An 11,614-nucleotide genomic window follows, 5' to 3' on the forward strand; every position below is an offset into this window, starting at 1 on the left:
GAGGGCGGGGGTGTTCACCACTGTGCGCCGAGCAGGCGGGGCTCCGGTTCGATCGGCACGCCGTACTTTTCCAGCACCGAGGCCGAGATGCGTCGCGCCAGCGCCAGCAGCTCAGCACCGGTGGCGTTGCCGTAATTGACCAGCACCAGCGCGTGGCTCGGCGCGACGCCGGCATCGCCTTCGCGGAAGCCCTTCCAGCCGCAGGACTCGATCATCCAGGCCGCAGAGACCTTGCGCTTGTCGTCCTGTTCGGCCGGGAACACCGGCAGCTCGGGGAAGTGCTGCAGCAGTACGTCCACCTGTTCCAGTGGCAGTACCGGGTTCTTGAAGAAGCTGCCGGCGTTGCCCAGCACATCCGGATCGGGCAGCTTGCGGCGGCGGATCGCGATCACCGCATTGGCCACGTCCACGGCACTGGGCAGCTCCACGCCCTGTGCCTGCAGTTCCTCACGGATGCCGGCGTAGTCCATGCGCAGGTCGTGCAGCAGCGGCAGCCTGAGCTCGATGGCGGTGATCAGGTAGCGATCGGGTTGCTGCTTGAACACGCTGTCGCGGTAGGCGAAGCCACACTGTTCGTTGTCCAGCCGCACCCAGGCCTGCTCCTGGCAGTCCCAGGCTTCAACGGCCTGGATGAACTCGCCGACCTGCGCGCCATAGGCACCGATGTTCTGGATCGGCGCGGCACCGGCCGTGCCGGGAATCAACGCCAGGTTCTCCAGGCCGGACAGGCCTTCCTGCAGCGACCACATCACCAGGCCATGCCAGGACACGCCAGCGCCGGCGCGGATCACCGCATGGTCGGCGCGGTGCTCCAGGAAGCTGATGTCCCGGTTGCCGAACACCAGCACGGTGCCAGGCAGGTCTTCGGCGATCAGTACGTTGCTGCCGCTGCCCAGCACCAGCAGCGGGCCGCTGGCCACCTCGGGCAGCGCCAGCACGTCCGGCAGCAGTGCGGCATCGTGCAGTTCCAGCAGCTGCGCGGCGCTGGCCTGCACGTGGAAGGTGTTCAGCGCCTGCAGCGGCGCATTGCGGGTGAGCGTCCAGCGCAGCGGGGCGTTGCCGTCGACGGTATCCATGGGCGCGCTCACAGTGGGGCCACCGCGCCGCGGCTCGGCGCTTCGCGGCGGCGACGGATCGCCTCCACGCATTCAGAGACCAACGCCGGGCCACGGAAGATCAAGCCGCTGTAGCACTGCACCAGCGCCGCGCCTGCGGCCATCTTGGCCACCGCATCGGCACCGGACAGGATGCCGCCGACGCCGACCAGCGGGACCGATTCGGGCAGGCGCGAACGCAGGCGGCGCAGTACCAGCGTGGACTGCTCCAGCACCGGCGCGCCGGACAGGCCGCCGGCTTCGTTGGCCAGCGGATCGCCGGCCACCTTGCTGTGGTCGATGGTGGTATTGGTGGCGATCACGCCGTCCACCTGCAGTTCGCCCAGTACGCGAGCGGCGGCATCGATGTCGCGCTCGCTCAGGTCCGGTGCCACCTTCACCAGCATCGGGACGCGGCGGCCATGCTGCGCGGCCAGTGCTTCCTGGCGGTCGCGCAACTGGCTGACCAGCTGGCGCAGCGCGGTTTCCTCCTGCAGTTCACGCAGGCCGGCAGTGTTGGGCGAGGAGATGTTGACGGTGATGTAGTCGGCCAGCGGATAGACCTTGTCCAGGCAGGCGATGTAATCGTCCACGGCCTGTTCGTTGGGCGTGTCCTTGTTCTTGCCGATGTTGATGCCGAGCAGGCCGCGGCGGTTGCGCGCGCGCTCGACATTGCGCACCAGCGCGTCCACGCCCGCATTGTTGAAGCCCATGCGGTTGATGATCGCGTTGTGTTCCGGCAGGCGGAACAGGCGCGGCTGCGGGTTGCCGGCCTGCGGGCGCGGGGTGATGGTGCCGATCTCGACGAAGCCGAAACCCAGCGCGAACAGTGCGTCGATGTGCTCGCCGTTCTTGTCCAGGCCGGCGGCCAGGCCGACCGGATTGGGGAAGGTCAGCCCGAACACGGTGCTCGGCATCGGCGCGATGCGTGCGGCCAGCAGCGGCGTGGTGCCGGTGCGATAGGCCAGGTCCAGTGCGGACAGGCCGAGGCCGTGGGCGCGCTCGGCGTCGAGCGAGAACAGGAAGGGGCGGGCAAGCGAATACATGCGTCGGTTCAGTCCAGCGTGCCGAGGAAGGCTCGGGTTCGATATTCAAAAGCAACCTGGCCGTCGACCGCGTGGGCGGCGAACAGGTCCTGCAGGGCGGCGATCATCGGCGCATGGCGCGGATGACCGGCTTGGGGTGCGTAGGAGGAGGACAGCAGGCGCCCGCGCAGGGCGTCGAAATCCAGATGTTGCACGTTCGGCAGCTCCACCATGCCGCGCAGACCGGGGCCGAACCACGCCTGCATGGTGGCGTCGTCCTGGTAGCGCTCGGCAACGGCGGTGTAGTCGGTGCCGTAGTCCAGCAGCAGCTGCTCGTAGCCGATCAGGAACGGGCTGGCATCGAGCAGGCGCGAGTTCCAGTAGATCAGTGCCAGGCCACCCGGGCGCAGGATGCGCTGCCACTCGGCGCGCACCGCCACGGTGTCGAACCAGTGGAAGGCCTGCGCGACGCTGACCAGATCGATGCTGGCATCGTCCAGTGTGGTGGCCTCGGCGCGGCCGTCCACCGCACGGAACTGCGGGTACTGCGGTGCCAGCCATTCCTCGGCCGCGCCCCGCATGGCGGCGTTGGGTTCAACCGCGACTACTGGATGGCCGCTGGCCAGGAACAGGCGACTGGAAATACCGGTGCCGGCGCCGATGTCGGCGACCACGGCCTCGTGGCTGACGCCCATCGGGCCATGCAGCCACTCCAACAGGGCGGGCGGGTAATCGGGCCGGTAGCGGACGTAGTCGGCGACGCGGCTGCTGAAGCGTTCAGTGCTGTCGGAGGCAGTCATGGCGTCACTTCGACACTGCCGCCAGCCACGCCAGGCCACCGAAGAACAGGATGAAGACCAGGATGGCGGCAAGCACGGCGCCGACCATGACCCAGCCCAGCACAAGGCCGGTAACGGCCATGCCATCGCCTTCCAGTTCAAGCGGGCGGCGCCGGATTTCGGCGCGGGCCATGTGGCCGGTGATGATGGCCACGATGCTGGCCACGAAGGGCAGGACGGTCCAGCTGGCGATGCCCATGACCAGGCTGACCACGGCCAGGGCGCTTGTCTGTCGGGGTGCCACGCTCATCGGGGTCCTCCTTGGCAGTGTGCACATGATAGTGCGTCTGCCCGGGCAATCCCATGGGCAGTGCCCTGTAGAGCCGAGCCCATGCTCGGCTGCCCCCTTGGGCTGATGCGGGATCGACCGCGTCTTGCGTGCAAGCCGAGCATGGGCTCGTCTCTACAGATTCAGCCCATCAACACCTGGCCGCCATCCACGTTGAGCACATGACCGGTGATCCAGCGCGCCAGCGGCGAGCACAGGAACAGGGCAGCGTCGGCGATCTCGCGCGGGTGGCCGAAGCGGCCGAACGGGATCTTCGCCAGGGTGCCGTGGTACAGGGCGGGATCTTCGGTGCGGCGGCGGTCCCACAGGCCGTCATCGAACTCGATCGAGCCCGGGGCGATGGCATTGACCCGGATCCGGTCCTTGGCCAGCGCCAGTGCCTGCGAGGTGGTGTAGTGCGACAGCGCGGCCTTGGCGGCAGCGTAGGGCGCGCCACCGGGACGCGGCTGCTGGGCGGCGATCGAGGACAGGTTGAGGATGCAGGCATCGCTGGATGCGCGCAGCCACGGCAGTGCCAGGCGCGAGGCCCGTACCGCCGCCATCAGGTCGATCTGCAGGCTGGCGGCCCAGCCGTCCTCGTCATCGGCCATGCCATAGCCGGTGGCGTTGTTGACCAGCACATCGATGCCGCCGAGTGTATCGGCGGCAGCCTGCAGCCAGGCTTGGATCTGGTTGGCCTCGCCCAGATCGGCAGCGAAGGCGTGCAGCCCGACGCCTTGCGCCTGCGCGTCGGCACGCAGGGCATCCAGGCCGGCCTGGCCGCGGGCGCAGACCGAGACCCGCGCACCGGCGCCGGCAAATGCCAGCGCCATTTCACGGCCGATGCCCTTGCTGCCGCCGGCGATGAGCACGCGGCGGCCGGTGAAATCAATCACCGGCTTGCCACCCTGTAGTGCCGAGCCATGCTCGGCTGCATTTCCTGCGGTGTTCATTGCACATCCTGCCGAGCATGGCCTGGCACTACAGAAGGCATCACAGATCGAACTTGATGCCCTGGGCCAGCGGCAGCGAATCCGAATAGTTGATGGTGTTGGTCTGGCGGCGCATGTAGACCTTCCACGCATCCGAACCGGATTCGCGGCCACCGCCGGTGTCCTTCTCGCCACCGAAGGCGCCGCCGATCTCCGCACCGGACGTGCCGATGTTGACGTTGGCGATGCCGCAGTCGCTGCCGGCGGCCGACAGGAACTTCTCGGCGGTCTTCAGGTTCTGGGTGAAGATCGAGGACGACAGGCCCTGCGGCACGCCGTTCTGCATGTCGATGGCTTCGTCGATGCTGTCGTACGGCATCACGTACAGGATCGGCGCGAAGGTCTCGTGCTGGACCACGGCGTCGCTGTTCTTCAGGCCAGAGACGATGGCGGGCAGTACGAAGTTACCCGGTCGATCGATGCGGGTGCCGCCGGTTTCGATGGTGCCGCCGGCGGCCTTGGCCTGGGCGATGGCATCGAGGAACTGCTGCACGGCGCCTTCGCTGTTCAGCGGGCCCATCAGGTTGGCGGCATCGGTCGGGTCGCCGATCTTGCCTTCCACCTGCTTGTAGGCCTTGACCAGGGTGGCCAGTACGTCGGCGTAGATCGAGCGGTGCACGATCAGGCGGCGGGTGGTGGTGCAGCGCTGGCCGGCGGTGCCGACCGCACCGAACACGATGCCCGGCACGGCCAGCTTCAGGTCGGCGGTTTCGTCCAGGATGATGGCGTTGTTGCCGCCCAGCTCCAGCAGGCAGCGGCCCAGGCGGCGCGCGACCTTCTCGTTGACGGTGCGGCCGACCTGGGTCGAGCCGGTGAAGCTGATCAGCGGCACGCGGCGGTCATCGACCATCTTTTCCGACAGCGCGGTGCCGGCATCATTGATCAGGAAGAAGATGTCCGGGAAGCCGGCCTCGCGCAGGGCCTCGTTGCAGATCTTCAGCGAGGCGATGGCGGTCAGCGGGGTCTTGTTGGACGGCTTCCAGATGCACACGTCGCCACAGATGGCGGCCAGGAACGAGTTCCAGCTCCACACCGCGACCGGGAAGTTGAAGGCCGAGATGATGCCGACCAGGCCCAGCGGGTGGTACTGCTCGTACATGCGGTGGCCGGGGCGCTCGGAATGCATGGTGTAGCCGTACAGCATGCGGCTCTGGCCCACGGCGAAATCGGCGATGTCGATCATCTCCTGCACTTCGCCGTCGCCTTCCGGCTTGCTCTTGCCCATTTCCAAGGCGACCAGCGAACCCAGCGCATCCTTGTGCCTGCGCAGCGCTTCGCCGCACAGGCGCACGGCCTCACCGCGACGCGGGGCAGGCGTGGTGCGCCAGACCTTGAAGGCTTCCTGCGCACGTGCGACGACGGTCTCGTACTCGGTCTCGGTGGTCGCGCGGACCTGTGCGATCGGCTCGCCGGTGGTCGGGTTGACCGGGGTGATCAGCTCACCGCTGGTCGCGCTCGACCACTCCCCGTTGCCCAGGTACGTGCCAGCGTTGATCGCGTCCAGGCCAAGGGACTTGAGCAGCTCGGAAGACATGCAGACTCCTGTGTTTCGTTACGTTGTTTGGCGCCATCGCGGGCAGGTGGGGGACGCGATGAGCAGAACCGCCGATGGTAGCAGAGGGTGGTGGTTGGGCTTTGGTGCGGTGCGGGGTGAGGCCACGCCGAGACGCCATCCCAGTGAGGGATGCCTATTCAGGCAGGCAGGGCTTTGCCCGGGCTGCGCGCGGTGTCAGGAATCGCCGGCTGCGGCGACCATGTGGGCGGGTTGCGATGCCACTGCCAGGCGCTGTCGATGATCGGTGCCAGCTCGGTCCATATGGGTCGCCAACCCAGCAGTTGCTGAGCGCGGGTGGAGGAGGCGACCAGGCTGGCTGGATCGCCCGGCCGGCGTTCCGCCAACTCAAATGGAATGCTTCGCCCGCTTACCTCTGCGGCAGCGGCGATGACTTCGCGGACAGAGAAGCCCTGACCATTGCCCAGGTTGAAGGCGTGCGCGCCGGGCGTGTGCTCCATGTACTCAAGAGCCAGTGCGTGTGCCTGGGCCAGGTCCTGCACGTGTACATAGTCGCGCACGCAGGTGCCGTCGGGCGTTGCGTAGTCATCGCCGAACACCTTCATGGCCGTGCCTATACCCAAGGCGGCACGCAGGACATTGGGGATCAGGTGGGTTTCGCAGGCATGGGCCTCGCCGATGCCGTGGTCGGGCAGAGCGCCCGCGGCATTGAAGTAGCGCAGGCAGGTCGAACGCAGGCCGTAGGCCGTGGCTGCGTCAGCGAGGATCCGCTCTGCCATCAGCTTGCTGGCGCCATAGGGGTTGATGGGCGCCTTGGGGTGGTCCTCATCGATCACGTCCGACTGCGGATTGCCGAATACCGCAGCGGTTGAAGAGAACACGATGCGATCAATGTCGTGGCGGCGCATGGCCTCCAGCAGGTTCAACGTGCCGGTGACGTTGTTCGCGTAGTAGGCGTAAGGAGCGGAAACCGATTCGCCCACCAGCGAACGCGCGGCGAAGTGCATCACGGCGTCAAAGTGACGGCCTTGGAGGGCGCGCTCGAGCGCTTCGGGGTCCAGCAGGTCAGCTTCCAGCAGTTCGCCCCAGCGGACCGCGTCGCGGTGACCGGTGGACAGGTTGTCGAGCACGGTTACGGAGTGGCCGGCTTCGGCCAGGTACTGGGCCATGTGGCTGCCGATGTAGCCGGCGCCGCCGCAGATGAGGATGTCCGACACGCATCGTCCTTGTTGCGAAAACTGCACGAAAGTCTACCAGTGCTGAGGGATCCCTGATGCTCAGGGATCGTCCACAAGCCTGACGTCGGACTCAAAATGATTTCTTTTGATGCATTTTGATACAATTAAAATTCGTAATAATTCTAGTTACTTAGGTGATTCTCCCGAGGCTGGGTAGGGATTCTCCCGACTTGAGGTTCCTATCTTTTGGTCTGGACTTCATTCACAATTCGTCCACATTTAATTGACGTTGTCCGGACAATGCCGTGCTGGCTGGGGAGCCCATGCACGTGACGCCGAATCCTTCGGAGTCGTGTCGAGCGGATACTGGAGAAGTGCTTTGCTACATGGATCAGTAGAAGACCTTCCCGCGGAGCGCGCCCGCTCTGGCCGCCGTCGTGTCGAGGCTAGAGCAGCCCTCGAGCTGGGATTGCGCCTGGGTGATCTGTTGCTACTTCCAGGAATGGCAGTGCTTTCTCACATCCTGCTCTATGGCACAGGCGCACCGGACTCGTCCCAGCGAATCGTGTTCGGGGCGGTGATCCTCAGCGCCATCGTCTGCTTTTCGGTAGCGCCGGTCTATCGCAACTGGCGGATGCGAGGGCTTCTCGCTGATCTCTGGCTGCTGCTGTTGGCGTGGTCTGCCACTTTTGCGCTGTTCTCGCTCTACGTCGTGCTGGTCGGGCTTGCCGATGTGGTGCCTTCGACGTGGCTGATTGGCTGGTATGCCTTTGGCCTGGGATCGATGGCGGCGCTGCGTGTGCTGCTGAGGGTGCAGTTGCATCGGCTGCGCTCGCGTGGGATGGACCGCGAGCGGGTCCTGCTGGTCGGACTTCGCGCCCCGGCCCTGAAACTGCACCGCCTGCTGCGTGGCAAGCCGGAGCTAGGCAAGGAAGTCATTGGCTACTTTGCCGGTGCAGGCGATATCGCCACCCGCCGTGGCGGTGATGCGCCGCGCCGACTGGGCTTGCTGGCTGAGGTCCCGCAGTACATGGATCAGCATCGGGGTGAGTTCGATCAAGTCTGGGTGTCGATGCCGATGGGGGATGCCGCCGCGGTCAGGGACATGCTCAAGCAGATCGAGCGATTTCCGGTGCCTGTGCGTCTGATCCCTGATACCACGGGCCTGGGGGCGCTCAACCCCGGTCTGCACCAAGTGGGTGATGTGCCGATGATCGGTGTGCGGCAGGGCTTGGCAGACCACCGGTTTCGCCTGTTCAAGCGGATCGAGGACATCCTCGTGGCTGGTGTCGCGGTGGTCCTGCTAGCGCCGTTGTTTGTCGTGCTCGCCATTGGCGTGAAGCTGAGTTCGCCCGGGCCAGTGCTGTTCCGCCAGAAGCGTCACGGGCTGGGTGGCAAGGAGTTCTGGATGCTCAAGTTCCGCTCCATGCGCGTGCATGCAGAGGGAGAGGGGCAGATTACCCAGGCTAGGCGCGGTGATCCGCGAGTCACCCGGTTCGGCGCCTTCCTGCGCCGCAGCAGCCTGGACGAACTGCCGCAGTTCTTCAACGTGCTGGGTGGAAACATGTCGGTGGTCGGGCCGCGCCCGCACGCGATCCAGCACAACAACCACTACGAGCGCGTGATCGAGCGCTACATGCATCGTCACTACGTCAAGCCTGGGATTACCGGCTGGGCGCAGGTGCACGGCCTGCGTGGCGAGACGCCAGAGCTGCGCTCGATGAAGAAACGCGTGCAGTACGACATCGATTACATCCGGCGCTGGAGCCCGACGCTTGACGTGCGGATCATTGTGTTGACTGCGCTGAAGGTGCTGGGGCAGAAATCGGCGTACTAGGCCGCCGACTTCCAGAACTGCGACGTAATTCCATGAATCTGTTGGCGATTTCATCGCCTGTAGTGCGCTTGTGAGGTATGCTGTGCGGCTGCCGCCGGCCCTGGGTGTTCTGGTCGCGTGCGCTGCAAGGAATGCCACAGGATCCAGGTCAGTGTTCAAGAACGTTCTTTTTGTATGTGTCGGCAACATCTGCCGCAGTCCGTCCGCAGAAGTGATGCTGCGGCAGGCGGTCGAGGGCAGGGGCATCCAGGTGTCCTCCGCGGGTCTCGGTGCGCTGGTTGGGCATGGCATTGATGCCACGGCGCAGGAGCTGCTGGTTGAGCAGGGCATGGATGGCCTGGCTCATCGCGCGCGCCAAATTGATGACGCCATCCTGGGAGCCGCTGATCTGGTGCTGACCATGGAGCGCAAGCACGTGCGCCGCATCGCCGAGATCGCGCCGCAGGCGTCCGGAAAAACCTTCCTGCTGGGCAAATGGCAGCAGGATCGGGAGATTCCCGATCCTTACCGCCAGCAACGCCCGGCATTCGAGCATGTTTACAAGTTGATGGCCGAGGGCGTGGAGAGCTGGGCGCGGCACCTCTGAAGTCCGCTGCGAAGTCCTGTCCTGCAACTCTTTTCCCGCATTGAAGATCCCTAATCCATGACCACTGAAGCCCGTACCTCCGCACCGGAAGACAGCGACGAGATCGATCTGCGCCAGCTGCTCGGAACCTTGATCGACTACAAGTGGTGGATCGTCGGCATTACCGGGCTCTTCCTCGTGGTTGCGGTGGCCTATGCGTTGCTGGCCACGCCGATCTATCGCGCGGATGCAATCGTCCAGGTTGAATCGAAGGTGCCTTCGTTGCCAGGTCTGTCGGATATCAGCCAGTCGCTGGGCATGGGCACCGGATCTGCAGAGGCAACCACCGAGATCGCACTGATTACTTCACGTGCGGTGGTCGGCAGCGCAGTCGATGCGTTGAAGCTGGATATCAGCATCGAGCCCAATCGCTTCCCGCTGCTGGGCGGCTATGTCGCGCGCAAGGCGGAGCGTGCCGATCCGGACGCTCTGGCTGATGTGCGCTTTGGCATGAGCCGTTTCGGCTGGGGCGGCGAGAAGCTGGAGATCTTCCAGCTGGACGTGCCGCGCGCGCTTCTGGCACGACCGATGACTCTGGTGGTCGGCGAGAACAGCAGCTATGAACTGTTCGACGAAGACGACAATCTTCTGTTGAAGGGACAGGTCGGCCAGGTCGCCAGCGGAAAGGGGGTGACCGCGCAGGTTGCCGAGATGCGGGCGCATCCGGGCATGCGCTTCGAAGTGTCGCGCCAGCGCCATCTGACGGTCATCAACGACCTGCAGAAGGACATCGCCGTGAGCGAGTCCGGCAAGGACTCTGGCATCCTCACCCTGGCCTATGAGAGTGCCGACCCGGTTCTGGCGCAGAACTTCCTGCAGCAGGTGGCGCAGGCTTACGTCCGCCAGAACGTCGAGCGCAATTCGGCCGAGGCCTCTGCGCAGCTGACCTTCGTCAAGGAGCAGCTGCCCAATGTCCGCAACCAGGTGGATGCGGCGCAGAAGGCGCTGAGTGCCTACCAGACACGTGCCAACTCCGTGGATCTGACCCTGCAGACCAAGGGCCTGCTGGATCAGGAAGTGGCCGTGGAAACCAGCATCCAGCAACTTCGCCTGCAGCAGGCGGAGATGGACCGCAAGTTCACCCGCGACCACCCGGCCTACCAGGCGCTGATGCGCCAGATCGGCGAGCTTGAGGGGCGCAAGAGCAACTTCCAGGGACAGGTCAAGCAGCTTCCGGAAGCGCAGCAGGAGTTGCTGCGCCTGACCCGCGACCTCCAGGTCAGCAATGAGATGTATACCGGCATGCTGAATCAGGCGCAGCAGCTGGACGTGGCCCGTGCCGGCACCGTCGGCAATGTGCGCATCGTCGATGCTGCTGAAGTCGATGCCACTACGCCGGTCAAGCCGCGCAAGGCTGTCGTCGTGTTGATCGGCACCGTGTTGGGCGCATTCCTGTCGGTGGCGCTGGTACTGCTGAAGCAGCTGCTCAATCGCGGCGTGGAAGACCCCTCGCAGATCGAAGAGCTGGGTCTCCCGGTATATGCGTCGATTCCGGTGAGTCCGCAGCAGCAGACCGATTCGGTCCGCGGTAAGTTCCGCGCCGACGGCAAGTTGCACTTGCTGGCGGTGAAAGACCCGGCCGACCTGGCCATCGAAGCAGTGCGCAGCCTACGTACCAGCCTGCACTTCGCGCGTCTGGAAGCCAAGAACAACATTGTGCTGATCTCTGGCGCGAGCCCCAACGCCGGCAAGACATTCGTGTCCTCCAACCTCGCGGCGGTGATCGCACAGGCCGGCCAGCGCGTGCTGATCATCGACGCCGATATGCGCAAGGGAACCCTGCACAAGGCGTTGGGTGCAGCGCAGACCCCGGGCCTGTCTGACCTTCTGGTGGGCAAGGTTGATCGCTCTCAGGTGGTGCGAAGCCTTCCGGGCTTGGACAATCTGAGCTTCATCGCGCGTGGCGACGTTCCGCCGAATCCGTCGGAACTGCTGATGCACGCCAACTTCACCGCGTTGCTGGAAGAGCTGGCACCGCAGTACGACCTGGTCATTGTGGATACGCCGCCGATCCTGGCCGTTACGGATGCTGCGATCATTGCCCATCACGCCGGTACCTGCCTGATGGTGGCGCGCTTTGGCCTCAACCAAGCGAAGGAGCTGGCGCTCGCCAAGCGCCGCTTTGAACAGAACAACGTGCGCATCAAGGGTGCGATCTTCAACGCGGTACAGCGTCGCGCTACGGGCTATTACAGCTACGGGTACTACGAGTACAAGTCGACCGCATCCTGATACCAGGGAAG

General features: G+C 65.1%; 10 protein-coding genes. 3 read left to right on the top strand and 7 right to left on the bottom strand.

All coding sequences use genetic code 11. The features are described 5' to 3' along the window. Positions 1–14: 14 nt before the first annotated feature. From murB to galE, 7 genes are all read right to left on the bottom strand, one after another. Positions 15–1,076, bottom strand: a complete 1,062-nt coding sequence (murB, locus tag VG543_RS12810) for a UDP-N-acetylmuramate dehydrogenase (RefSeq protein ID WP_312545723.1) — start codon at positions 1,074–1,076, stop codon at positions 15–17. An 8-nt stretch (positions 1,077–1,084) separates the two neighbouring features. Next, positions 1,085–2,140: a quinone-dependent dihydroorotate dehydrogenase gene (locus VG543_RS12815; RefSeq protein WP_021202868.1), complete on the bottom strand. Its 1,056-nt coding sequence runs from the start codon at positions 2,138–2,140 to the stop codon at positions 1,085–1,087. A gap of 8 nt (positions 2,141–2,148) precedes the next feature. Continuing rightward, positions 2,149–2,919, bottom strand: coding sequence for a class I SAM-dependent methyltransferase (locus tag VG543_RS12820; RefSeq protein ID WP_308305143.1), 771 nt, complete (start codon positions 2,917–2,919; stop codon positions 2,149–2,151). A 4-nt stretch (positions 2,920–2,923) separates the two neighbouring features. Continuing rightward, positions 2,924–3,208 carry a DUF4190 domain-containing protein gene (locus tag VG543_RS12825; RefSeq protein ID WP_019661363.1) on the bottom strand — a complete coding sequence of 95 codons (285 nt, stop codon included), beginning with the start codon at positions 3,206–3,208 and terminating at the stop codon, positions 2,924–2,926. Positions 3,209–3,369: 161 nt separating this feature from the next. Next, on the bottom strand, positions 3,370–4,179 hold the full coding sequence (locus tag VG543_RS12830) for an SDR family NAD(P)-dependent oxidoreductase (RefSeq protein WP_191862837.1): 810 nt from the start codon (positions 4,177–4,179) through the stop codon (positions 3,370–3,372). Between the two features lie 40 nt (positions 4,180–4,219). Then, the gene (locus VG543_RS12835; RefSeq protein ID WP_423178487.1) at positions 4,220–5,752 is read right to left on the bottom strand and encodes an aldehyde dehydrogenase family protein; all 1,533 of its coding nucleotides are present in this window, start codon (positions 5,750–5,752) and stop codon (positions 4,220–4,222) included. Between the two features lie 158 nt (positions 5,753–5,910). Then, a complete protein-coding gene (galE, locus tag VG543_RS12840) occupies positions 5,911–6,948 on the bottom strand; it encodes a UDP-glucose 4-epimerase GalE (protein ID WP_423178488.1) in 1,038 nt (345 codons plus the stop codon). Positions 6,949–7,261: 313 nt separating this feature from the next. Between galE and VG543_RS12845 the strand changes: the two genes are divergently transcribed. From VG543_RS12845 to VG543_RS12855, 3 genes are all read left to right on the top strand, one after another. Further along, positions 7,262–8,746, top strand: a complete 1,485-nt coding sequence (locus tag VG543_RS12845) for an undecaprenyl-phosphate glucose phosphotransferase (protein WP_275575446.1) — start codon at positions 7,262–7,264, stop codon at positions 8,744–8,746. A 151-nt stretch (positions 8,747–8,897) separates the two neighbouring features. Continuing rightward, complete coding sequence (locus tag VG543_RS12850; protein WP_026347179.1) at positions 8,898–9,332, top strand: low molecular weight protein-tyrosine-phosphatase; 435 nt, start codon at positions 8,898–8,900, stop codon at positions 9,330–9,332. Positions 9,333–9,389: 57 nt separating this feature from the next. Continuing rightward, a complete protein-coding gene (locus tag VG543_RS12855; protein ID WP_423178489.1) occupies positions 9,390–11,603 on the top strand; it encodes a polysaccharide biosynthesis tyrosine autokinase in 2,214 nt (737 codons plus the stop codon). Positions 11,604–11,614 lie beyond the last annotated feature (11 nt).

Source organism: Stenotrophomonas sp. CASM101 (assembly GCF_049384845.1).
GTDB classification, from domain to species: Bacteria; Pseudomonadota; Gammaproteobacteria; order Xanthomonadales; family Xanthomonadaceae; genus Stenotrophomonas; species Stenotrophomonas hibiscicola.

Excerpts from the sequence above, each read along its gene's own strand:
- VG543_RS12835 (WP_423178487.1), bottom strand. The coding sequence starts at position 5,752 with ATGTCTTCCGAGCTGCTCAAGTCCCTTGGCCTGGACGCGATCAACGCT.
- murB (WP_312545723.1), bottom strand. The coding sequence starts at position 1,076 with ATGGATACCGTCGACGGCAACGCCCCGCTGCGCTGGACGCTCACCCGC.
- VG543_RS12855 (WP_423178489.1), top strand. The coding sequence starts at position 9,390 with ATGACCACTGAAGCCCGTACCTCCGCACCGGAAGACAGCGACGAGATC.
- VG543_RS12825 (WP_019661363.1), bottom strand. The coding sequence starts at position 3,208 with ATGAGCGTGGCACCCCGACAGACAAGCGCCCTGGCCGTGGTCAGCCTG.
- VG543_RS12815 (WP_021202868.1), bottom strand. The coding sequence starts at position 2,140 with ATGTATTCGCTTGCCCGCCCCTTCCTGTTCTCGCTCGACGCCGAGCGC.
- VG543_RS12830 (WP_191862837.1), bottom strand. The coding sequence starts at position 4,179 with ATGAACACCGCAGGAAATGCAGCCGAGCATGGCTCGGCACTACAGGGT.
- VG543_RS12820 (WP_308305143.1), bottom strand. The coding sequence starts at position 2,919 with ATGACTGCCTCCGACAGCACTGAACGCTTCAGCAGCCGCGTCGCCGAC.